At 66.6% G+C, this 20,568-nt stretch carries 18 protein-coding genes; 7 read left to right on the forward strand and 11 right to left on the reverse strand.

The window, feature by feature from the left end; all coding sequences use genetic code 11:
* Positions 1–10 precede the first annotated feature (10 nt).
* Together EPD81_RS02965 and EPD81_RS02970 are read right to left on the reverse strand one after the other, a co-directional pair.
* Positions 11–2,140 (reverse strand): methyl-accepting chemotaxis protein, encoded by a 2,130-nt coding sequence (locus tag EPD81_RS02965; protein WP_142804255.1) that lies wholly within the window; start codon positions 2,138–2,140, stop codon positions 11–13.
* Between the two features lie 83 nt (positions 2,141–2,223).
* Positions 2,224–3,456 (reverse strand): EAL domain-containing protein, encoded by a 1,233-nt coding sequence (locus EPD81_RS02970; protein WP_142803916.1) that lies wholly within the window; start codon positions 3,454–3,456, stop codon positions 2,224–2,226.
* A 161-nt stretch (positions 3,457–3,617) separates the two neighbouring features.
* On the opposite strand from EPD81_RS02970, the gene EPD81_RS02975 reads away from it, so the two are divergent.
* Complete coding sequence (locus EPD81_RS02975) at positions 3,618–5,480, forward strand: GGDEF domain-containing protein (RefSeq protein ID WP_221929179.1); 1,863 nt, start codon at positions 3,618–3,620, stop codon at positions 5,478–5,480.
* On the opposite strand, the gene EPD81_RS02980 is transcribed toward EPD81_RS02975, so the two are convergent.
* The 6 genes from EPD81_RS02980 to chrA all read right to left on the reverse strand — a co-directional run bounded on the left by EPD81_RS02980 (position 5,424) and on the right by chrA (position 13,243).
* A complete protein-coding gene (locus tag EPD81_RS02980; RefSeq protein ID WP_142803917.1) occupies positions 5,424–6,263 on the reverse strand; it encodes a UDP-2,3-diacylglucosamine diphosphatase in 840 nt (279 codons plus the stop codon). The two genes, EPD81_RS02975 and EPD81_RS02980, sit on opposite strands and share 57 nt — an antisense overlap.
* Before the next feature lie 10 nt (positions 6,264–6,273).
* Positions 6,274–7,446, reverse strand: a complete 1,173-nt coding sequence (locus EPD81_RS02985) for a glycosyltransferase family 1 protein (RefSeq protein ID WP_185955332.1) — start codon at positions 7,444–7,446, stop codon at positions 6,274–6,276.
* Entirely contained in the window at positions 7,439–9,079 is a 1,641-nt protein-coding gene (locus EPD81_RS02990) for a PEP/pyruvate-binding domain-containing protein (RefSeq protein ID WP_142803919.1), read from the reverse strand. Before EPD81_RS02990 ends, EPD81_RS02985 begins: the two co-directional genes overlap by 8 nt.
* A complete protein-coding gene (locus tag EPD81_RS02995) occupies positions 9,076–11,022 on the reverse strand; it encodes a phosphate transport regulator (protein ID WP_142803920.1) in 1,947 nt (648 codons plus the stop codon). The genes EPD81_RS02990 and EPD81_RS02995 overlap by 4 nt, the downstream gene beginning before the upstream one ends.
* Before the next feature lie 135 nt (positions 11,023–11,157).
* Positions 11,158–11,949 carry a GNAT family N-acetyltransferase gene (locus EPD81_RS03000; RefSeq protein WP_142803921.1) on the reverse strand — a complete coding sequence of 264 codons (792 nt, stop codon included), beginning with the start codon at positions 11,947–11,949 and terminating at the stop codon, positions 11,158–11,160.
* Between the two features lie 100 nt (positions 11,950–12,049).
* Positions 12,050–13,243, reverse strand: a complete 1,194-nt coding sequence (chrA, locus tag EPD81_RS03005; RefSeq protein WP_142803922.1) for a chromate efflux transporter — start codon at positions 13,241–13,243, stop codon at positions 12,050–12,052.
* A 122-nt stretch (positions 13,244–13,365) separates the two neighbouring features.
* Between chrA and EPD81_RS03010 the strand changes: the two genes are divergently transcribed.
* The 6 genes from EPD81_RS03010 (at position 13,366) to EPD81_RS03035 (ending at position 17,682) form a co-directional block, all read left to right on the forward strand.
* A complete protein-coding gene (locus EPD81_RS03010; protein ID WP_142803923.1) occupies positions 13,366–13,728 on the forward strand; it encodes a helix-turn-helix transcriptional regulator in 363 nt (120 codons plus the stop codon).
* Positions 13,725–14,138 carry an arsenate reductase ArsC gene (locus tag EPD81_RS03015; protein ID WP_142803924.1) on the forward strand — a complete coding sequence of 138 codons (414 nt, stop codon included), beginning with the start codon at positions 13,725–13,727 and terminating at the stop codon, positions 14,136–14,138. Before EPD81_RS03010 ends, EPD81_RS03015 begins: the two co-directional genes overlap by 4 nt.
* 15 nt (positions 14,139–14,153) lie before the next feature.
* On the forward strand, positions 14,154–15,239 hold the full coding sequence (arsB, locus tag EPD81_RS03020) for an ACR3 family arsenite efflux transporter (RefSeq protein WP_142803925.1): 1,086 nt from the start codon (positions 14,154–14,156) through the stop codon (positions 15,237–15,239).
* Between the two features lie 243 nt (positions 15,240–15,482).
* Complete coding sequence (ubiE, locus tag EPD81_RS03025; protein ID WP_142803926.1) at positions 15,483–16,217, forward strand: bifunctional demethylmenaquinone methyltransferase/2-methoxy-6-polyprenyl-1,4-benzoquinol methylase UbiE; 735 nt, start codon at positions 15,483–15,485, stop codon at positions 16,215–16,217.
* Positions 16,218–16,239: 22 nt separating this feature from the next.
* Positions 16,240–17,091 carry a Tim44 domain-containing protein gene (locus EPD81_RS03030; RefSeq protein ID WP_142803927.1) on the forward strand — a complete coding sequence of 284 codons (852 nt, stop codon included), beginning with the start codon at positions 16,240–16,242 and terminating at the stop codon, positions 17,089–17,091.
* 3 nt (positions 17,092–17,094) lie between these two features.
* Positions 17,095–17,682, forward strand: coding sequence for a hypothetical protein (locus tag EPD81_RS03035; protein ID WP_142803928.1), 588 nt, complete (start codon positions 17,095–17,097; stop codon positions 17,680–17,682).
* A 52-nt stretch (positions 17,683–17,734) separates the two neighbouring features.
* Here EPD81_RS03035 and EPD81_RS03040 read toward each other — a convergent pair whose 3' ends face one another.
* The 3 genes from EPD81_RS03040 to atpG all read right to left on the reverse strand — a co-directional run bounded on the left by EPD81_RS03040 (position 17,735) and on the right by atpG (position 20,558).
* Positions 17,735–18,175, reverse strand: coding sequence for a F0F1 ATP synthase subunit epsilon (locus EPD81_RS03040; protein ID WP_142803929.1), 441 nt, complete (start codon positions 18,173–18,175; stop codon positions 17,735–17,737).
* Positions 18,176–18,261: 86 nt separating this feature from the next.
* Positions 18,262–19,659 (reverse strand): F0F1 ATP synthase subunit beta, encoded by a 1,398-nt coding sequence (atpD, locus tag EPD81_RS03045; RefSeq protein ID WP_142803930.1) that lies wholly within the window; start codon positions 19,657–19,659, stop codon positions 18,262–18,264.
* 29 nt (positions 19,660–19,688) lie between these two features.
* Positions 19,689–20,558 carry a F0F1 ATP synthase subunit gamma gene (atpG, locus tag EPD81_RS03050; protein WP_142803931.1) on the reverse strand — a complete coding sequence of 290 codons (870 nt, stop codon included), beginning with the start codon at positions 20,556–20,558 and terminating at the stop codon, positions 19,689–19,691.
* Positions 20,559–20,568 lie beyond the last annotated feature (10 nt).

The following is a 20,568-nucleotide window of genomic DNA, read 5'->3' on the forward strand; positions in this document are numbered from 1 at the left end:
ACGCCGGTGCTCAACGCGCGCTCGTCACGCGGAAGCGCCGCATCGAAGCACCCAGCTTGCCGGCGGCGTGCTTGACCCGGTCGACGCTCGCCGCGAGCGCCGCCAACGAGCCGCGCATGCCGTCGGCGATCGCCGCCAAGCGTTGCATCATGGAGCCGTTCACGCGGCTGCGCTCGGCCACGCGCTCGATCACGCCCAGCAGTCGTTCGGCGAGTTCGTGCACCTCGCCTTGCTCGGAGACCGCTTCTTCGGCAAGCCGCAGACCGTTCTCGACGTCGGCCACGCCGGATTCCATGATCGAGACCGCCTCGCGCGCTCCGTGCTGGATGCCCTCGATCTTGCCGCGGATGTCGCCGGTGGCACTGGCCGTGCGTTGCGCCAGCTTGCGCACCTCGTCGGCCACCACCGCGAATCCGCGCCCGTGCTCGCCGGCGCGCGCCGCCTCGATCGCCGCGTTGAGCGCGAGCAGATTCGTCTGGGCGGCGATGTCGCTGATCACCGCCACGATGTCGCCGATCTCCTCGGTGCGCTGGTTGAGCGCCTGGATGGTGCGGCTGGCGGCGTCGATCGAATCGCGGATCGCCTGGGTCTGGGTGCGCACCGTCTGAAACTGGGCTTGGGCGTTCTCCACCACCGCGCCGAGCGCGGTGCGCACTTCCTCGGCGGTATGGGTGGCGGTGTCGATCTCGGCGAGCTGTTCGCCGAGTGAGTCGAGCAGATGCTGCACCTCGGCAAGGAGCTCATTGGCGGTGCCAGCAGCTTCCGTGTTCTTGTCGATCATCTCGCCGTGCGTCTGACGCACTTCTTCGGTGGTGCGGACCACTTGTCCCAAAGTGCCGTCGAGCGAATCGATGAAGCTGTCGATCCAGCGGCCGAGTTCGCCGCTCTCGTCCTCGGCGAGCAGGCGGCGATCGAAGCGCTGCGTGAGGTTCGCCTCGCCCTCGGCGAGCGAGCGCATCATCTCGGCCATCGCATCGAGCCGGGCGGTGAACGCCTGCACCCGGCGCTGCAGCAGCGGCGCGTAGCCGAGGAGCAGCACAGCAGCCATCGCCACCACCACGGTCGGCGGCGGCAGTGCGGCATAGAGCGCGAACACCGCCGACAACAGCACCGCGACGCCGACGAGCAGCAGAAAATCGCGCGCGAGCACAAACCCCAGCGGCCGGTGGCGATAGACCTCTTCGAGGTCGGCTTCGCACATCATCCCCCAGCGATCGGGCGAACCCGGCAGCCGGAACGTGACGCCCTTGCCGATCACCGGAATGTGGCGGTAGTCGGGATAGCCGGGATAGGTGATGAAGAGGTTCTCGCCGCAGCGGATCGTCTCGCGTACGCCGGGGTGCAGTTGTCCCGTTGCCGGGTCGACGAAGCGCAGTTCGAGCTCGGTGTGCCGCTGCACGCGCACGGTGCCGTAGGGGGTGGAAACGCCGCGCTTGAGGTTGTCTCCGAGGGTAAACGTTTCATCCTCGAAGCGCGAACGCGACAGGGCCGTGCCCGGGGCGATCGTCGGATCGAAGCGCGATTCGACCATGAAGAGGTAGTTGTCGCCCGAGTCGCGGTAGATGTGCCCCGCCTCGCGCTGGATGAGATCGCCGATCACGTCGTTGGGCACGCGGGCGCAGACACAGCCGAGCGTCTCCCCGTCGCGCACGATGGGGTGGTAAAACATCAGCGTGACTTCGTCGTGGAAACGCGAAGTCGTCGGCCCCAGCGTCTCGGTGAATGGGTCGGCGTAGGGGCCGTGCAGGAACGGGCCACTCAGCCCGGCGGCGACGGCTTTCTCTGGCAGATCCTGCTTGCCGACGTGCTGCGGCGCAGTCGAGGCGAGCACCCGCCCTTTCGGGTCGATGACGAAGAGTTCGGAACAATCCGCGGCGAGCAGGCGTTTCTGGCGCAAGGGTTCGGCATCGAGCGCTTGGTCGAACCGGCCAGCGTAGGTCTGGGCCAGATCGGCGAGGTGTTCCCACTGCGTCCGCGTCCAGTCTTCGAGCAGGCGCACGCGGGTGGCGGCGATGCTCTCGAAAGTGCGCTCGATCGCCGGATAGCGGTGGCGGTTGAGCCAGCAGGCCCAGCCCATGGCGAGCTTGCCGGTTTTGCCGAACCAGGGCAGCCAGTGCCGCTCGGCGGGGGTGAGCGCCATGCGCCGGCTCTTGAGCGTGCCGTCCGCGCGCGGCGGGGAATAACTTGCACCAAAAGGGTTCGAATGGGTCAAGGTTTGTGCCGTCATGGTGCATTCTCCGCATCGAGGGTATCGGCCGCCAAGTCGGCGCAGACGACGAAAGTGCCGGCCTCGCCGTGGGCCGTGGCAGAAAGGGTGCGTACCCAGGTACCATCGGGTACCGAGAGGTAGGGGTCGGTCAAATGGATTCGCCCGGGCATGGCGATGGCGCGGCGAAAATAGGGCCGGGCGCTCCACAGGGCACCGGCGCCATCGGCCAGCGGCAGGTAACGCAGCAGGGTCAGCGGCATGCGCGAGGCGCTGTGCCCGAGCTGGCGGCCGTTTGCGTCGAGCAGATAGGCGCGATAGACCTCGGGGCGGGCGATCAACTCGGCGCTCGCCAGAGCAAAGTCTTCTCCCAAAGCGACGCGGCGCAAGGTCTGCCGGAACACCTCTTCGAGCGTTTTGGGTACCGCCTCACGACGGCGCACAGGACGCGCCCGCAGCGGGTCGTGCAGTTTCTCCCGCGCGCCCCAGGTGCTCTTGAGGGCGAAAGCGCGCGGCTGCGGCCGGGCGTAGTAGAAACCTTGCACGAGATCGGCTTCGGCCTGCACGGCGAGCTGCGCCTGCGCCGCGGTTTCCACACCCTCGAAGAGCACCAAGGCACCGGTGTCGCGGATGAGCGCCACCAGCCGCTGGAGACTGCGGCGCACCCGCGCGTCCTCTTCCGCGAACAAAATCAGCGTGCGATCGAGCTTGACGATGTCGGGCGCGAGCGTGAAGAGCCGGTCGAGGTTCGAATGACGAGCACCAAAGTCGTCGAGCGCGACCAGGCAGCCGAGCGCCCGGTAGCGGGCCATGAGTTCGCGCAGCCACCCGGAATCGGTACTCTCGTCCTCGGTGAGCTCGACCACGACCTGGTGCGGATCGAGCCCGGCCGGGAGATCGTCTTCTTCGGTGAGCTGTGCCTGCGGTGCCCGATTGACGAAAAGCCACAGATCGTCGCCTGCCAGCGGCCGAAAGTTCTCGTAGTGCAACCGACGGGCGAGCCGGTCGCGCAAAATGAGCTCTTCGGGGTGCAGACTCGAGGTGAAAAACCGCAGCGGCGGCACCTCCACCCCCTCGTGCTGCGGCCGCAGCAAGGCTTCCAGCCCGACGATGCGCCCGTGCGCGATGCTGAAGATCGGCTGGAAATGGCTCATGAGCTGCCAATCACGATAGTTCAGGATCGTGTCCTCGGAATGGCGGTGCCAGCGCACCGATGTTTCCAGGCATTCCGGCGCGTCGTGCTCGCACATTGGGGGTTCCTCCGATTTCCGCCGCACTGCGCGGCATGCTCACTAGAACCAGCAATAATCATGCCTGAGCCTCTTTGCAGCAACGGCGCCGGCGTCACATCCTCGTCACACAGCTCGCCTACGATGGCGGGCGATGCGCCTTGTCGTGGCGAAATTCGTCCATGGATTCCCTGACCGAAATCATGTGCCCTCCCTATCCCGCCGATGTCCTCCCCGAGCTGGAACGCCTGTTGCAGGAACGACGCCTGGCAGCGCGTTTCCAGCCGGTGATCACGCTTGAGGACGGCGGACTCCTCGGCTTCGAAGGGCTCATCCGCGGCCCCAGCGACAGTTCGCTGCACGCTCCCCTGGTGCTCTTCGACGCGGCGCGCCGTCTCGGGCGGTTGAGCGAGCTCGAATACCTCTGCCGCGAGACGGTCATCGCCGCTTTCGCTGCTCAAGGCGGCCAAGGGAAACTGCTGCTCAACGTCGATCCGGGGGCGATGGTGGTGCAGCCGGGCGATCAAAGCCGGACGCTCGCCTGGATCGAACAGGCGGGATTGTCACCGCGGGAAGTCGTCATCGAGCTCACCGAAGCCACGCCGGGCCTGGACTACGCCCAATTGCGCCATGCCGTGGCGCACTACCGCAGCCTCGGCTTTGCCATCGCCATCGACGATCTGGGCGAAGGCTTTTCTTCGCTGCGATTGTGGTCGGAGCTCGAGCCGGATTTCGTCAAGATTGACAAACACTTCGTGCAAGGGGCACACGCCGACCCGATCAAATGGCAATTCTTGGAGTCGATCGCGCGCATCGCCCGCAACAGCCGCACCCAAGTGATCGCCGAGGGCATCGAGACGCCGGCCGAACTCGCCGTGGTGCGCGAGTGCGGCATCCCCCTCGGTCAGGGGTATCTCTTCGGCCGGCCCGAACCGCGACCCGAATATCGGCCCGAGCCGGAACACTTCCGCTCCGAGCAGGTGCTCGACGCCTCCGTACCCGCGGGCGCAGAGGCGAGCGTCGCCTCCCTGGTGCACTACGTCGCCCCCGTGGCGCCCGAGACGACGAACGAGCAGGTTTTCTCCCGTTTCGAGCACGACCCGGAGCTCTATGCCCAACCGGTGGTCGCCGACGGCCTGCCACTGGGACTCATCGCACGCAACCACTTCATGGACGCCTACGCCCGTCCCTACCGGCGCGAGCTCTACGGGCACCGCCCCTGCACCATGTACCTCGATCGCAACGCCCTGGTGATCGACCGGCGCATGAGCCTGCAGCAACTGTCGGATCTCATCACCCAGCTCGATGCCAAGCACTTGGTTCAAGGGTTCGTCATCACCGACGCCGGCCGCTACCTCGGTCTGGGCAACGGCCACGCCCTGCTGCGCGAGATCACCCGCTTGCAGCTCGAAGCCGCCCGCCATGCCAATCCGCTCACCAACCTGCCGGGCAACGTGCCGATCCAGCGGGAAATGGACACCCGGCTCAAACGCGGCGAGCCGTTCGTGGCTGCCTATTTCGATCTCGACCACTTCAAGCCGTACAACGACGTCTATGGCTTTCGCCGGGGCGACGACATCCTGCGCCTGGTAGGCGAGCTGTTGCGTCAGTACACCGATCCGGCCAGGGATTTCGTCGGTCACATCGGCGGGGACGACTTCATCGCACTCTGGGGCAGCCCCGACTGGCAGGAGCGCACCGAGGCTCTGCTGCGCGCATTCGACGCCCGCATCCCCGAGTTCTACCGTCCCGAAGACCGCGCCCGCAGCGGCATCGAGGCCGAAGATCGACAAGGGCGCACGGTATTCTTTCCGCTGTGCGCCTTGTCGGTCGGTGCCGTCGTCATCGACGAGCCGCAGCGCTACGAGAGTTACCACGCCGTGGCCGAGGCCGCCTCGGTGGCGAAGAAGATGGCGAAGAAGACACCCGGCAGCTCACTCTTCATCGAGCGCCGCCATACCTCCACGCAGCAGGGCGCTCGCGGTGCCCTACAGGATGCCGTCGGCACGATGGAGCACGTCGGCGAGTTCGACCTCGGGCGGTAGGGGCTCGAGCGCTCGGCGCGGGGCTTGGGGCGGTTGCGGCGGAGCGATCTCCCGGTGCCAATCCACCAGCTCCAACCGGCCGTCGGCATGCTCGACGATGGCTGTGCATGAATCCACCCAGTCGCCGCAATTGACATAGAGCAACCCTTCCACCTCCTTGATCGCCGCCCAGTGGATGTGGCCGCAGATCACGCCGTCCAGACCCCGCTCGCGCACGCTGCGCATCACCGCGTCTTCGAAGCCGTACATGAACTCCAGGGCTTTCTTCACCTTGCGCTTGACGTGGCCGGCGAGCGACCAATAGCCCGGTCGTCCCATCTGGCGGCGAACCCAGGCCCAGACGACGTTGGCGCGCACGAGCGCACCGTAGGCGGCGTCCCCGAGCAAAGCCACCCAGCGGTGGTGACGCGTCACCTCGTCGAATTCATCGCCGTGGATGAGCAGGAACCGCCGGCCGTCGGCCGTCTCGTGCACGTACTCGGCGTGCAGCGTGATGTCGCCGAAGGAAGCGCCGACGTAGTCGCGCAGGGCCTCATCGTGATTGCCAGGAATGAAAATCACCCGTTCGCCATGCCGCGCCCGCCGCAGAATCTTCTGCACCACGGTGTTCTGCGCCGCGCTCCAGTGGATGCCGCGGCGCATCGCCCAGAAATCGACGATGTCGCCGACGAGATAGAGGTACTGCGCCGGATATTCGCGCAGGAAATCGACCAGACGCTCGGCCTTGCAGGCGCGCGTCCCGAGATGGATGTCCGAGAGAAAAACGGAACGAACCGCTGGCATCGCCAACCTCCTAGGGGGCCCGGCAGAGGATCGGCTCCTCCGCCGCGCGCAAAACGTCGTGAATCGCGGTTTCCGCTCGGCGGAAAATGTCCGACCAGGAACGTTCGGATGCCGAAGCCCGCGCCGCAATCCCCAAGCGCAGTCGCAGCGACGCATCCGTCGCCAGCTGGCACGCCTGCGCGATGAACGCCTCTTCGTCGCCCGGTGGGCAGGAAAGGCCATTGACTCCATCTTCAATGCATTCGGCCACGGCCGCCTCGTCGTAGCCCACCACGGGCAGACCGCTCGCCATCGCCTCGAGCACGACGTTGCCGAACGTCTCGGTGAGGCTGGGAAAAAGAAAGCAATCGGCCGAAGCGTAGTGCGCCGCCAGATCCTCGCCCTGGCGCGGGCCGCAGAAGACGAATTCCGGATGCTCGCGCCGCCAGCGGGCGGCAAGCGGCCCATCGCCGACCACGACGAGTTTCGCCCGAGGCTGCTGCCCGGCAAGGGCACGAAACGCCCGCGCGAGCAGACCGAGATTCTTCTCCGGCGCGAGACGTCCGACGTAGAGCACCGCCACTCCTTTTTCCCCGACGCCCCACTGCGCCCGCAGCGACGGATCGCGCCGGGCAGGCGTGAAGAGCGCCGTATCGACGCCCCGTGCGAGCACCTCGACGCGACGGTAGCCTTGGGCCCGCAAGGATTCGCTCTGGCGTCGCGTCGGCACGAACGTGAGCGCCGTGGCGTTGTGGAAAGCGCGCAGATACGCCGCGATCGCGCCGCGCAGCCAACCCAGGCCGTAATGCGCCCCATAGGCGTCGAAATTGGTGTGCAAGGCCGAAGTGAGCGGAATGCCCAGACGGCGCGCCGCCAGCAGCGCTGCCAGACCCAGCGGCCCTTCGGTGACCAGATGGACCAGATCCGGCCGGCGTTCCCGCCAGCGGCGCACGAGCCGCCCATGGGCCGGCCAACCCATGCGCAAGCCCGGATAGCGCGGCAGGGCGATCGCGCGCACCCATACCGTCTCCACGCCCGCCGGCACTTCATGCTCTTCCTCGCCCTGATGCGGTCGCACCACTTCGAGCTCGTGCCCGGCGGCGAGCGCCTCCTGCAGCATCCGCCCCACGGTCCGTGCCACCCCGTTGATCTCGGGCGGATGGGTCTCGGTGACCACGGCCAGACGCAACCGGCGCTCAGGCATCGGCGCACTCCGCGGCAAAGCGCGCCCGCAGCGCCATGATCTGCGCTTGCAGCGCCGCATCAGGCACGGTCTGCGTGCGCACCAGACCGGCATAGACGCCGCCCTCGTTGCCATCGAGCGTGATCGTCTCCCCCTCGGCCACGACCCGCTCGCCGAAACGCACGGCGCGCTGCTCGGGCAGGATCGTCAAGGTCTCGCAGCCGAGCACGCACACCTTGCCCATCTGGCGTGCGACCACCGCCGCGTGCGAGGTGCGCGCCCCGCGCCGCGTGAGCAACCCCTCGGCCTGACGCAGCGCCGCGACGTCGGCCGTCTCGGCGTCCTGCCGCACCAGAATGACCTTGGCGCCCTGCGCCGCCCGCTGCGCCACCCGTTCGGCATCGAGCGCGAGCTCGCCGCCGGCGATGCCGGGCGAAGCCGGAATCCCGCTCCCGAGCCGCTGCGGCGCCTCGCCCTCGGCAGTAGCCAGGCACACCGTCGCCAGCTCCTCCAAGGCAAGGTCGCGCGTGCGCTCCCAGGCGGTCCGCGCGTCGATCACCCCCTCCGTGAGCAAATCGAGGGCGATGCGCGCGGCCGCCCGCGGCGTGCGCTTGCCCGCGCGCGCCTGCAACCAGAAGAGCGTGCCCTCCTCCACCGTAAACTCGAAATCCTGCATGTCGGCGAACAGCCGCTCCAAGCGCGCTGCGCCCTCGCCCAGTTCCGCCCACACCTGGGGCAGACGAGCCGCCAGTCGCTCATGTCCCACGGCGCTGCGCCGCCCCGAGACCACGTCCTCGCCCTGCGCCTCGAAGAGGAAATCCACCCACGGCCGCGGCGTGCCGTCGGTGGGATCGCGCGTGAATCCCACCCCGGCCCCAGAGCGCCGATCCGCGTTGCCAAAAACCATCTGCTGGATCGTCACCGCCGTGCCCAGCGCATCGTCGATCCCCTGATGCCGCCGGTAATCCACGGCCTTGGGCGCGCTCCACGAAGCGAACACCGCCCGCACCGACTCGCGCAGTTGCACCCGCACCGATTGCGGAAAAGGTTCCCCCGCCTGCTCGCGGTAGCATTCCAGATAACGTCGCGTGAGGGCGCGCAAAGCATCGAACGCAAGCGTCTGCTCCTCCTGCCCCTGGGCGAGCTCGGCAAGCGTCGCCTCGAACACCCCCGGATCGATGCCGGCCACCACCTCGCCATAGCCCGCCACCAACCGCCGGTACGAATCCCACACCAGCCGCGGATTGCCGGTCAGGCGCAACATCCCCGGCACCGTCTCGTCGCACAGCCCCACGTCGAGCACCGTCTCCATCATCCCCGGCATCGACACCGGCGCTCCCGAGCGCACCGACACGAGCAAGGGACGACGCGCATCCCCCAGGCGCCGGCCAGTGATCCGCTCCAACTCCGGCAGCCCCGCGGAGAAGAGCGCCTCGTCCCAATCGGACGCTGGCCGGTGCGCGTAGCGGGTGCCCAGCACCAACGCCGGCGGCACGCGCAAGCCGGCTTGCGCCATCCGCCACAGGTTCCACGCCTTGTTGCCGAGCTGCAACGCGCCCTCGCTCTGCGGAGGATGCGCCTTGCGCGGCAACGACTCCAGATCGTCGCGACCGGCGATCAGGTAACACGCCTCGGGCCAATGACGCACGCTCATGACGTCACCCCCGTGCGCGCCATCACCCTCTGGCGCAAGGCATACCCCACGGCGAGCAGTCCGTCGGATGCTTTCTCCACCGCGGACGCCATCTGCCCGGCGATCTGCGCTCCCGTGGGCGTCCCGGCCATGGTCGCGACGATGGCGCGATACGCCTCGCGCGCGAGCTGGTCGCACAGCCGCTCGGCACGCAAGATGCGCCACAGCGTCTGCAGGAACGCGTCCCCATCCTCGGCCTCGCCCTGCACGCTCATCGAGCGGGCAATCTCGACCGCACGCACCAAATCCTGGATCGCCGCCAGCGTCGTGTCCGCCAGCCGGATCAAAGGCTCCCTCGCCCCCGGCGAAAGTCCGGCCAAGGGCTCCACGAAGAGCAGGGTATGCAGGAAGAGCGCCTCCTCGAGCGCATCGGCCACGTCGTCGGCATGCTCCATCAAGCGCACCAGCGGCTGCCAGCGCGCGTGCTGCTCCGCCCGCTCGCGCGCCTGCATCAGGAGGTGATCGGCCTCACGCTCCCACTGCTTGCCGCGCTGCACCTGCGCTTCGAGCGCCGCGGGGTCGGCCTCCTCCAGGGCGGCGCAGACCTCGCGAGCAATGGCGTGGGTGTACGCCGCATGCTCGGCGAGCAGATCCAGTTCGAAAGTACGCTGCCGCAGCAGACGGGCGAGCAGGATGCGCGCCTCGTCGGCGACCAGATCGGGCGGCTGACGTTCGAGCAGTATCCGGGTCGACACGCGCATCAGGGCGAAGAGATACTCGCTCGCCGCCTGCGGCCCCAGCACCTCGTCGAGCCGCTCACCGATGCGAAAGGCTTCGCCATCGACCGACTGCATGGCCGAAAACACCAGGCGCTCGCCGCCGGCCAGCAACCAGCCCATGTGTCCGCACTCCTCCTTGGCCGCGCGGTAGAGCAACGCCCGCGCCTCTTCCTTGCCGACGAACTGCTGTAGCCGCTTGCGCGCCCGGTTCCAGTCGATCACGAATACGATCTTCGCGCCCAACGCTTCCAGCGCCGCCTCGAGCGCGGCGCGATCCTGTCCGCGAAATACCGCCTCCCCCACCACGTAAGGCCGTCCTTCGTTCAAGCCGGAACCGGCGGCGGACGTCTGCACCGTCCAGGTGAAACCGATCTCCTCCAGCAAACGCTGGAAGAACCGGAAACGCCCCCGATGCAGATCCGAATAAGTCAAGCGGATCTCCCACTCCTCCACCGTCACCACCAGCACGTGAACGTCGTTCGTGCCGATGTCGTTCTGGATGAGCAGGCGGGGCCCGTCGCGGGTCGCAGCCGTGTCCAACCCCGGGTGAGAGAATTTGAGCGGCGCGGTGCGACGCAGTCCGCGCATGAAGGCGCGCACGAGCGACCGATCCTCGGGCGCGAGCCCCCAGACGTGGGCCCCGTCGAGCTCCTCGGTGGCGATCTCCCGGGCCAGCACATTGAGCGCCTTGTGCAAGTCCATCACCAGCAGGTGCAGGCTGTCGCCGCGATCACGCTCGCCGTGCGTCAACGCAGTGAGCTGCTCGGGTTCCAACCCCTCCTGCGGATCGAGCCCGCGCAGGAACTCGAGCCAGACATCACGCCGCGCTACCAGATCGGCCGGCGCCGGGTGGTCGGCCTCGCACACGGGGCGCGCCATCGTCTGCAGGTCGGTCGCCACCGACTCACGCCAACGATCGAGGTGGCGCAGCATCAACACCCCATCGTCGAAATAGGCGCTGCGCACCAATTCCTGCAGCCATCCCGTTTCCCTCACCCCCGCCCGGACGAACTCGGCCGACCAGTCCGTCCCCACCGCCTGCGGCTCGGTGGCGTGCCGCGCCGCCTCCTGCAGCAGCGACAGATACAATTTGAGCCGGTCGTTCGCCGCCAGCGCCGCCCGGACCCAACCGGGCAAGAGCAAAGAGCGCTGCCCCAGCGCGGCCACCGCCTCTTCCTTGCGCATCCTCGTCCCCTGCTCCCACCAAGATGTTCCGAGTCTGACGCGGAAAGATTGCGCGACGATGACATTCAAGAAGACAAACGACCCCCCCACGGCCAAGCGCAGCGCCCACAGGAATGAACCACCACAGAATGCCCCTCATCCCCCGGAACCCATCCTCCCCACCTCTGCCCGGAAATGCCGCGCATAGCGCCGCGAAATGCGCTCGGCCGACAGCAGAACCGGCACGTCCGCGCACTGGAAATCCGCATCCAGCGCCGGTGCTCCACACAACCACGCCCCTGCGTTGAGATAAGCCTTGAGGAGCGGTGGGCAAGGCGCCGGCTCGACGCTCGACGCTCCCCCGACTTCCGGCAGCGGCTGGCGCGGCGTGACGTGGTATTCGATCGGCGCAGCGTGCGCCGCCCACTGCGCCGCGAACAGGGCCTGAACCGCATCGATCCCGCCATGCAGCGGCACCGACGCCAAGCCGAAGAGATAGCGGTACCCGCGCACGTCCAGATAACTCGCCAGCCCCGCGAAGAGCAGCGCAATCACCCCACCGTGACGATGCCCCGGCGCGATGCAGGCGCGCCCCACCTCCACCATGCGCTCGCGCAAGGGGTCGAGGCGCACCAGATCGTATTCCTGCTCGGAATACAAGCCGCCCACGCGCTTCGCCCCTTCCGGCGTGAGCACGCGATAGCAGCCGACCACGCGCTGCTCCACCCGGTCGCGCACGATGAGGTGCTCGCAATACGGATCGAAGAAATCGCAATCGAGCCCAGGAATACGGCTCGTCAAACGCGCCCCGAGTTCATCGTGAAAGACGCGGTAGCGCAGACGCTGCGCCTCATACACGTCGAGCTCGCTCGCGGCGAGCGCCAGTTCATAGCGCCCCAGCGCCGGCAAAGCGGCGCGCTGGTGTTGCACGGCAACGGCAAGGGTCATGACGGCTCCTGCGGCACGAGTCCCGATCGGGACGACGGCGGCAGAGTAAGCACGTCAGGTTACATGGTGATGTCAACGGCACATCGCTGCAACCCTTCCCTCACCCCAGCACCCCACCCAGGAAACCGCACCCGCCGACCACTGCCCAAGGCGGCACGCGCCAGAAGAGCAGCGCGACAAAGGCGACGAGCGCGAGACAGAAATCCTGCGGCTGCAGGATCGCGCTGGTCCACACCGGCTGATAGAGCGCGGCAAGCAGGAGGCCGACCACTGCGGCATTGACGCCGGCGAGCGCCGCCTGCGTGTGCCGCAGGTGGCGCCATTTCGCCCAGAACGGCAGTGCGCCGAGGATCAGGAAGAACGAAGGCAGGAAAATCGCGGTGAGCGCGAGCAGACCGCCCGTCCAGCCCGCCGGCGGTATCTCGCGAACGGCACCGAGAAAAGCCGCGAAGGTGAAGAGCGGCCCCGGCACCGCCTGCGCCGCCCCGTAGCCGGCGAGGAACGTCTGCGCGTCCACCCAGCCGCGCGGCACCGTCTCCGCCTGCAGCAGCGGCAGCACCACGTGCCCTCCGCCGAAGACGAGCGCGCCGGCGCGGTAGAATGCATCGACGAGCGTGAGCGTGGGGTTTTCGGTCAAGTGGGCGAGCAGCGGCAGGACCATGAGCAGCGCGGCGAAGAGCGCGAGCCAAAAGAGGCCGATCCGCCGTCGCATCGCGATCGGCAACGGCTCGGGCGGCGGTAATTCCCGCCCTGGGAGTAGTGCCAAACCGGCCACGCCCGCCGCCGCGATGACCGCCACCTGCACCCAAGCCAGCGGCGCGAGCGCGACGCAGCACGCCGCCACCGTCATCAGCGTCACGCGCCGCGCATCGGGACACAGCGTGCGCGCCATGCCCCACACCGCCTGCGCCACCACCGCCACCGCCGCCACTTTCAAACCGTGCAAGACGCCGGCGGGAACCGCCTGGGCGTAGTGCGTCAGGCCCAGCGCGAACAGGATCATCGCCACCGCCGAGGGCAGGGTGAACCCGAGCCAGGCGGCGAGCGCCCCGCCGTAGCCGGCCCGCAGATAGCCTAATGCCATTCCCACCTGACTGCTCGCCGGTCCCGGCAGGAACTGGCACAGCGCCACCAGATCGGCATATTCCCGCTCGTCGAGCCAGCCACGGCGCACCACGAACTCCTCGCGAAAATAGCCCAGATGCGCGATCGGCCCGCCGAACGACGTCAGCCCCAGGCGCAGAAAGACGAACAAGACGTCCCACGCCCCTGCCCTTTTTCGTTCCCCGTTCATTGCCCCTCCCTCCACATCTGCGCCGGGCACATCGACCGCCTGGTCGACTCAGGATAGTCGGTGAACGGTTTTTCGGGTATCGCATGCTTGACATCATTCAATACTTCAACAATAATGGAAATATGGAAATGTTACTTGCTGCCGAACTCCTCGCCGCGCTGGGGCACGAAACGCGGCTCGCCATCTTCCGCCTGCTCGTCGAAGCTGGGCCGCAGGGTCGCTATCCGAACGAACTGAGCGAAGCGCTCGGCCTGCCTCCCACCACACTGTCCTTCCACCTCGCGCATCTGAACCGCGTCGGTCTCATCCGCCGGCACAAAGAGGGGCGGTACCTGCGCTACGCCGCTGCTTACGAGACGATGGACGAACTCCTTGCCTTCCTCACGCAGAACTGCTGCGGCGGGGTCACTTGCCTCTCTGGGGCGGCAACCGGACCCAGCGAAAAACTCCCTCCGACGACCCTCCCTGCGCCCCAAGGAACATGACGATGACGAAGACCGTGCTCGTGCTGTGCACGCACAATGCCTGCCGCTCGCAACTGGCAGAAGTCATTCTCACGCACGACCTCGCTCCCGCGGTGCGGGCGATTTCGGCGGGCACCCGGCCGGCGAACGAAGTGCCGGCCGAAGTGTTCGCCGCGCTGCGCCTCGCCGGCCTGCCGGCCGATGGGCTCGTGCCCAAATCCCTCGACGCCGTGCTCGACGAACCGGTCGAGCTCGTCGTCACCGTCTGCGACGACGCCAAGGAATCCTGCCCCGCCTTCCCCCGCCCGGTGCCACGGCTGCACGTTTCCTTCCCCGACCCGATGGGGCAGCCGCTCGCACGTTTCCTCGAAGTACGCGACGAAATCCGCACCCGGCTGGTGCCTGCCGTTCGCCAGGCTCTTGGGCTGTAAACGAGGAACTCGTTCATGAGCACAACGCACGCCACGTCTTCCGCCTCCGGCCACGACTCCCCCTTGGGGTTCTTCGAACGCTACCTCACCCTCTGGGTGCTGCTGTGCATCGGCGCCGGCGTCGGGCTCGGCCAAGCGCTGCCAGGCGCGTTCGCCACGCTCTCGCGCTGGTCGGTCGCCGAAATCAACCTGTCGGTGGGCCTCCTCATCTGGATCATGATCATCCCCATGCTGGTGAAAGTCGATTTCAGCGCTCTGCACGACATCCGACGCCACACGCGCGGCATCGGCGTGACGCTCTTCGTCAATTGGCTGGTCAAACCCTTTTCGATGGCCCTGTTCGGCTGGATTTTCCTGCGCCAACTGTTCGCGCCATGGCTGCCGGCCGGCGAGATCGACGCCTATCTCGCCGGACTCATCCTGCTCGCTGCCGCCCCATGCACCGCGATGGTCTTCGTCTGGAGCCGACTCGCCGACGGCGACCCGCTCTTTACCCTCACCCAAGTCGCGATCAATGATTTCATCATGATCTTCGCCTTCGCGCCGCTCGTCGGATTCTTGCTCGGCCTGTCGGCGATCACGGTGCCCTGGCAGACGCTCGTCGCCTCGGTGCTCCTCTACCTCGTCCTTCCCGTAATCCTCGCCCAGATCTGGCGCACACGGCTCATGAAACGCGGCGAGGCGGCCTTTGCCGCGGCGATGCGCCGCATCGCACCATGGTCGACCGCGGCGCTCCTTGCCACCCTGGTGCTGATCTTCGCTTTCCAGGGGCAAGCCATCCTTGCCCAGCCCCTGGTGATCGCACTGCTGGCCGTGCCCATCGTGGTGCAGGTCGCCTTCAACGCCGCGCTCGCCTACGGCCTCAACCGCGCCCTGGGCGAGGACTACGCCGTCGCCTGCCCGTCGGCCCTAATCGGCGCCTCCAACTTCTTCGAACTGGCGGTGGCCACGGCGATCAGCCTCTTCGGCCTCTCCTCCGGGGCGACGCTCGCCACGGTGGTCGGCGTGCTGATCGAAGTGCCGGCCATGCTGCTGGTCGTGAAATTCGTGCGTCGCACCCGCGGCTGGTACGAACGCGGCACACGCTCGGCACCCGTGTAGCAATCGTCCAGTACGGGGCAACAGCGAAGCGGGCGGAACGCGACCGACGCGCCTGGTCACGAAGAGCAGCAGGCAGCCGCGCACCGATGCCATGCGCTCAGCCGGGTATTCGGGCGACCCGCGGCAGCGGTTTCCCACGCCGCAAGCCGATGCACCGCTTCCGAGTCGAATCACCGGCTCCTTGGAAACCGAATGCGTTATCATTGATCCTGTGCCATCATGCTGCAAAGGACCGCGTACCCCATGAACGAGGTCACCGACTTCGGGTTTCGCCAAGTGCCTGAAACCGAAAAAAAACGCCTCGTCGGCCGGGTATTTTCCTCGGTCGCCGGCAAGTACGACCTGATGAACGACCTCATGTCGCTCGGCCTGCACCGCCTGTGGAAGAAATTCACCGTGACCCTCTCCGGCGTGCGCCGCGGCGACAAGGTGCTTGACATCGCCGGCGGCACGGGCGACCTGGCGTTGGCCTTCGCCCGGCGCGTCGGCCCCACCGGTGAAGTCTGGCTTACCGACATCAACGGCGCCATGCTCGCCCGCGGGCGCGACCGGCTCCTGGACGAGGGGCTGCTGGTGCCGACAGCGCAGTGCGACGCCGAAGCGCTCCCCTTCCCTTCCAACCGTTTCGATTGCGTCAGCGTCGCTTTCGGCCTGCGCAACATGACGCACAAAGAAGCGGCGCTCGCCGAGATGCACCGCGTGCTCAAACCCGGCGGACGGCTCCTCGTGCTCGAATTCTCCCACGTTTGGGCCCCGCTCTCGCCGGCCTACGACCTCTATTCCTTCAAGGTGCTCCCCTGGCTCGGCGGCAAAATCGCCCACGACGCCGAGAGCTACCGCTACCTCGCCGAATCGATCCGTGTACATCCCGACCAGGAAACGCTCAAGGCGATGATGGAACGCATCGGCTTTCGCCGTGTCGATTATTACAATCTCACCGCCGGCGTGGTCGCCCTGCACCTCGGCCGTAAACTGTGAGATCCAACCCCAAGGAGGCCCCATGAAACGACCCTTGCTCTCTCTCTTGCTCGCGATCTTCGCCTCTTTCACGGTTTTCGACGTAGCCGAAGCCCGACGGCTCGGCGGAGGCGGCATGCAGCGCAACATCACCCCCGCCACGAAACCGACGAGTCCGGCGTCTCCCACCCAGGCACCCACCCAACGCCAGACTCCGGCGCAACAACCCAGCACAACCCCCCAGCCCGCGCCCAAGCGCTCCTGGATGGGGCCGCTCGCCGGTCTTGCCGCTGGCCTAGGATTGGCGGCGCTCTTCCACCACCTTGGCCTGGGCGAAGAACTCGGCTCGCTGCTCCTCCTCGTGCTCTTCGCCGTGGTGCTCTTCGCCCTCTTTCGCCGCTTCGCCGGGGCACGGCGCACACCCGAACCGGCCTATGCCGGCCCCACCCAACGCACGATGAGCGAGCCCGCCGCAGCACCACGCGCCCCGAGCACCTCCTTCTCCGTTGGCGATTCGAATACTACCGACCTACGCGCCCAGCTCGACGAAGCCGCCTTCCTCACCGAAGCCAAGCGGCGTTTCGTCGAACTACAGGCGGCGCACGATCGCGGTGACTGGGAAACCATCGCCGCTCTCGTCACGCCCGAACTGCTCGCCGACCTACGCCGCCAGGGCGGCCAGAATCCCGGCGAAAAGACCGACATTGCGCTGCTGGAAGCGCGCCTCGTCGATCTCACCCGCGAAGACGGGCACTACGTCGCCACGGTCGAATTCTCCGGCAGTCTGCGTGAATCCTCCGATGCTCCTCCGCAGCCCTTCGCCGAATACTGGCATCTCGTCAAGCCCGAGGGAGGCGGAGGCTGGCGCCTTGCCGGCATCCAACCGATCGCCTGAACCATGTGGCAAGGCGTGCTGACCGCAGCGCTCGATCGTCACCTCGACGAAGTCCCTTGGTGGCGGGAGCGGCTCGCCGCCCACGTGGGCGCCGCGATACGCATCGAGATCGACCCCTTGCCCCCCCTAGGGCTGAAGATCGCCGAGAACGGGCGGTTGCTGTCCGATGCCACATCCCACCCCGCCGTGACCATTCGCCTACGGCTCGACGAACTCCTGCGCCGCCGGCTGCTCGATCGCGAATCAGCGATACGCACCCATGTCGAGGGCGAGGCGGCGATCGCCGAGCTGCTCGCCAAGGCGTTCTCCGAACCCACGCCGGCGCTCGAGCGCTGGTTCGCCGAGCGTTTCGGCCCCATCGTCGGCTTGCGGCTACTCGGCTTACTCCGCGCCGGCCTTACCGCCCTGCGCAACGCCAGCGAAGCACTTGCGGCCAACTTGATCGAAGCCCTGAAAGAAGAGAAGGGCTTGCTACCCACCTCCGCCGAGCATGAACGGCTGAAGGAAGAAACGGCCATGCTGGTCCGTGCCCTCGATCGGCTCCGCCAACGGATCGAACGGCTGGATGGCGGCAAAAAGCACCCGACATGAAAAAGGCCGCTTCGAGCGGCCCTTTTCACGTACAAGGCACATGTAGGCGCGATCAAGGTCCGCCCACGCGGTTCTTCAGGCGCTTGATCTGCTCGATGGTCTGCAACTGCGCCACGGCTTCGAGCAGTTCGGACTGCGCCCGTGCGTAGTCGATCTTGGCCTGCTGGTTGGCAAGCGCCTCCTCGGCTCGGCGCTTGGCTTCCATCGCCCGCGCTTCGTCCAGATCCCGCCCCCGGATCGCCGTGTCGGCAAGCACCGTGACAAGATTGGGCTGAACCTCCAGCATGCCACCGGCCACGAAGATGATCTCGGGTTCGTCACGATCGGGCACCTTGATGCGCACCGCTCCAGGGCGAATACGAGAGAGCAGAGGCGCGTGGCCCGGCAGCACCCCCAGTTCGCCCGATTCCCCCGGCAGCACGATCATCTCCGCGAGCCCCGAAAAGATCTGCTCTTCGGCGCTCACGACGTCGACGTGTACGGTCATTGCCATCTTTTCATCCCCTCGTCGAATACGCCGCGGCCGAAAGGTCGCGACGCACGAGCCTGGCCACCGTCAGGCGACGGCGGCCAAGATCGTCATTGCAGTTGCTTGGCCTTCTCCATCGCTTCGTCGATGGTACCGACCATGTAGAACGCCTGCTCGGGAATGTCGTCGCACTGGCCTTCGACGATCATCTTGAAGCCACGGATCGTCTCCTTGAGCGGAACGAACTTGCCGGGGCTGCCGGTGAACACTTCGGCCACGTGGAAGGGCTGAGACAGGAAGCGTTGAATCTTACGCGCCCGCGCCACGGCCAGTTTGTCTTCCGGCGAAAGCTCGTCCATCCCGAGAATGGCGATGATGTCGCGCAGTTCCTTGTAGCGCTGCAACGTCGCCTGAACGGCACGTGCCACGGTATAGTGTTCCTCACCCACGATGAGTGGATCGAGCTGACGCGAAGTGGAATCGAGCGGATCGACCGCCGGGTAGATCCCCAATGCGGCGATGTCGCGCGACAGCACCACGGTCGAGTCGAGGTGGAGGAAGGTAGTAGCGGGCGAAGGGTCGGTCAGGTCGTCCGCCGGCACGTACACCGCCTGGATCGAGGTGATCGAACCCACCTTGGTCGAGGTGATGCGCTCCTGCAGCTTGCCCATCTCCTCGGCGAGCGTCGGCTGATAACCCACCGCCGAAGGCATCCGCCCGAGCAGCGCCGACACTTCGGTACCGGCCAGCGTGTAGCGGTAGATGTTGTCGACGAAGAAGAGGATGTCACGTCCTTCGTCACGGAACTTCTCCGCCATGGTCAGGCCCGTGAGTGCCACGCGCAGACGGTTACCCGGCGGCTCGTTCATCTGACCAAAGACCATCGCCACCTTGTCGAGGACGTTCGACTCCTTCATCTCGTGGTAGAAGTCGTTGCCCTCGCGGGTGCGCTCACCCACACCGGCGAACACCGACAGGCCCGAGTGCTGCTTGGCGATGTTGTTGATGAGCTCCATCATGTTCACGGTCTTGCCCACGCCGGCACCACCGAACAGACCCACCTTACCCCCTTTGGCAAAGGGGCAAATGAGGTCGATCACCTTGATGCCCGTTTCGAGAAGCTCCACCGAAGGAGACAACTCATCGAATTTCGGCGCTTTCTGGTGGATCGAACGGTATTCGTCGGCCTGGATGGGACCGGCCTCGTCGATGGGCCGTCCCAGCACGTCCATGATCCGACCGAGCGTGCCATGCCCCACGGGCACCGAGATCGGTGCGCCGGTCGCCTTGACTTTCATGCCGCGGCGCAGCCCGTCGCTCGAACCCAAGGCGATGGTACGAACGACACCATCGCCCATCTGCTGCTGCACCTCGAACGTGAGCCCGGTCTCGGCAAACTCGCTCGTATCTTCCAGCTTCAAGGCTTCGTAGATTTTCGGCATCGCATCGCGGGGGAACTGGATGTCCACCACCGCGCCGATGCATTGAACGATCGTACCCGTTGTCATCGTGTATTTCCTCGATTGTGCATTGTCCGTCACACCGCCGCCGCGCCGCCGACGATCTCGGCGAGCTCTTTCGTGATCGCCGCCTGCCGCGATTTGTTGTAGATGAGCTGCAGCTCCTTGATCACGTTGCCCGCATTGTCGGAAGCCGCCTTCATCGCCACCATCCGGGCGCTCTGCTCGGAGGCCATGTTCTCGGCCACCGCCTGATAGACGATCGTCTCGAGATAGCGTACCAGCAGCTCCTCGATGATCGACTGGGGATCGGGCTCGTAGAGGTAATCCCACGCATGCTCCGGCGCCCCTAGCCGCTCACCGGTCAGTGGCAGCAGCTGCTCGACCACCGGCTCCTGTTTCATCGTATTGACGAAACGGGTATAAGCCAGATGCACCGCCTCGATCTCACCGGCGGTATAGGCGTCGAGCAGCACGCGCACCGGTCCGATGATCTGGTCGAGATGTGGCAGGTCACCCAGATGGGTGCGTTCGGCCACGACGTTGGCCTTGATGCGCTGCATGAACCCCAGGCCCTTGTTGCCGATCGCCACCACGCGAATGTCCTCGACCCCGTTTTCCTGCCAAGACTTCATGGTGTTGACGGTGTGCCGCAGGATGTTGGTATTGAGGCCACCGCAAAGCCCTTTGTCCGTCGTCACGAGCACGAGCCCGACCCGCTTCACCGGCTTCCTCTGGATGAGGAAAGGATGGCGAAACTCGGTGACGGTGGCATGCGACAGATGGGCGGCGAGCCGACGGATCTTCTCGGCGTAGGGACGGGCCGTCCGCATCCGCTCCTGAGCTTTGCGCATCTTGGAGGCCGCCACCATTTCCATGGCTTTGGTGATCTTGCGCGTGTTCTGCACGCTCTTGATCTTGCCTCGTATCTCTTTGCTACCGGCCATATCCCGTTTC

This window comes from Tepidiphilus sp. J10 (assembly GCF_006980785.1).
GTDB lineage: Bacteria > Pseudomonadota > Gammaproteobacteria > Burkholderiales > Rhodocyclaceae > Tepidiphilus > Tepidiphilus olei.

Bases quoted from the DNA above. Each gene is read 5' to 3' on its own strand.
- EPD81_RS02985 (WP_185955332.1), bottom strand. From the start codon at position 7,446: ATGCCTGAGCGCCGGTTGCGTCTGGCCGTGGTCACCGAGACCCATCCG.
- EPD81_RS03010 (WP_142803923.1), top strand. From the start codon at position 13,366: ATGGAAATGTTACTTGCTGCCGAACTCCTCGCCGCGCTGGGGCACGAA.
- EPD81_RS02990 (WP_142803919.1), bottom strand. From the start codon at position 9,079: ATGAGCGTGCGTCATTGGCCCGAGGCGTGTTACCTGATCGCCGGTCGC.
- EPD81_RS02995 (WP_142803920.1), bottom strand. From the start codon at position 11,022: ATGCGCAAGGAAGAGGCGGTGGCCGCGCTGGGGCAGCGCTCTTTGCTC.
- EPD81_RS03000 (WP_142803921.1), bottom strand. From the start codon at position 11,949: ATGACCCTTGCCGTTGCCGTGCAACACCAGCGCGCCGCTTTGCCGGCG.
- EPD81_RS02970 (WP_142803916.1), bottom strand. From the start codon at position 3,456: ATGTGCGAGCACGACGCGCCGGAATGCCTGGAAACATCGGTGCGCTGG.
- chrA (WP_142803922.1), bottom strand. From the start codon at position 13,243: ATGAACGGGGAACGAAAAAGGGCAGGGGCGTGGGACGTCTTGTTCGTC.
- EPD81_RS03040 (WP_142803929.1), bottom strand. From the start codon at position 18,175: ATGGCAATGACCGTACACGTCGACGTCGTGAGCGCCGAAGAGCAGATC.
- atpG (WP_142803931.1), bottom strand. From the start codon at position 20,558: ATGGCCGGTAGCAAAGAGATACGAGGCAAGATCAAGAGCGTGCAGAAC.
- arsB (WP_142803925.1), top strand. From the start codon at position 14,154: ATGAGCACAACGCACGCCACGTCTTCCGCCTCCGGCCACGACTCCCCC.
- atpD (WP_142803930.1), bottom strand. From the start codon at position 19,659: ATGACAACGGGTACGATCGTTCAATGCATCGGCGCGGTGGTGGACATC.
- EPD81_RS03015 (WP_142803924.1), top strand. From the start codon at position 13,725: ATGACGATGACGAAGACCGTGCTCGTGCTGTGCACGCACAATGCCTGC.
- EPD81_RS02965 (WP_142804255.1), bottom strand. From the start codon at position 2,140: ATGGCGCTCACCCCCGCCGAGCGGCACTGGCTGCCCTGGTTCGGCAAA.
- ubiE (WP_142803926.1), top strand. From the start codon at position 15,483: ATGAACGAGGTCACCGACTTCGGGTTTCGCCAAGTGCCTGAAACCGAA.
- EPD81_RS03030 (WP_142803927.1), top strand. From the start codon at position 16,240: ATGAAACGACCCTTGCTCTCTCTCTTGCTCGCGATCTTCGCCTCTTTC.
- EPD81_RS02980 (WP_142803917.1), bottom strand. From the start codon at position 6,263: ATGCCAGCGGTTCGTTCCGTTTTTCTCTCGGACATCCATCTCGGGACG.
- EPD81_RS03035 (WP_142803928.1), top strand. From the start codon at position 17,095: ATGTGGCAAGGCGTGCTGACCGCAGCGCTCGATCGTCACCTCGACGAA.
- EPD81_RS02975 (WP_221929179.1), top strand. From the start codon at position 3,618: ATGGATTCCCTGACCGAAATCATGTGCCCTCCCTATCCCGCCGATGTC.